Origin of the sequence: Anaerococcus sp. HMSC065G05, assembly GCF_001812365.1 — a bacterium.
Lineage (GTDB): Bacteria > Bacillota > Clostridia > Tissierellales > Peptoniphilaceae > Anaerococcus > Anaerococcus vaginalis.
The window spans coordinates 1-602 of the sequence record NZ_KV808726.1 but is presented as its reverse complement, the minus strand read 5'-3'; the positions used below and the strand labels follow the sequence as shown (position 1 = coordinate 602).

General features: G+C 36.7%; 1 protein-coding gene. It reads left to right on the top strand.

Annotated elements, in window-relative coordinates; genetic code table 11:
* Positions 1-164: 164 nt before the first annotated feature.
* A partial coding sequence (locus HMPREF2852_RS08385) for a recombinase family protein (protein WP_186821942.1) occupies positions 165-602 on the top strand: 438 nt, incomplete at its 3' end.

Genomic DNA, 602 nt, shown 5'->3' with positions numbered 1-602 from the left:
AATCTCATGGGATCTCTCCATGCGTTCGTTTCACTCACACTAACACACGTTTGTTTTACAAACTTTTTCGTGTTATCACACTAGTTTTATGGATGATTGTGCCAAAAGGATTAACCTTATAAGGACAGAGAAAATAATAAAAACTTGGAAAGGAGGTAATTCTCATGTCAAATACGAAAAGAACAGGACAAACAGCCCTTTACGAGCATTTAAGTCGAGATGATGAAACGCAAGGAGAAAGCAATTCCATCACCAATCAAAAGCAGCTGCTTGAAAGCTATGCGAAAAGAAACGGCTTTGTAAATATCTATCACTATACCGATGACGGAGTAAGCGGAACAACCTTTGATAGAGAGGGATTTCAAAAAATGATAAAAGCAGTAGAAGAAAACAAAGTATCTACTGTGATAGTAAAAGATATGAGTAGGTTTGGCAGAGATTACCTCAAAGTAGGCTTTTACACCGAAATACTGTTCAAAGAAAAGGGAGTAAGGTTTATCGCCATCAATAACGGAATAGACAGTGAAAAACAAGCAGAAAGCGACTTTACACCATTTCTAAACATTATGAACGAATGGTATGCAAGAGATACCTCAAGAAAA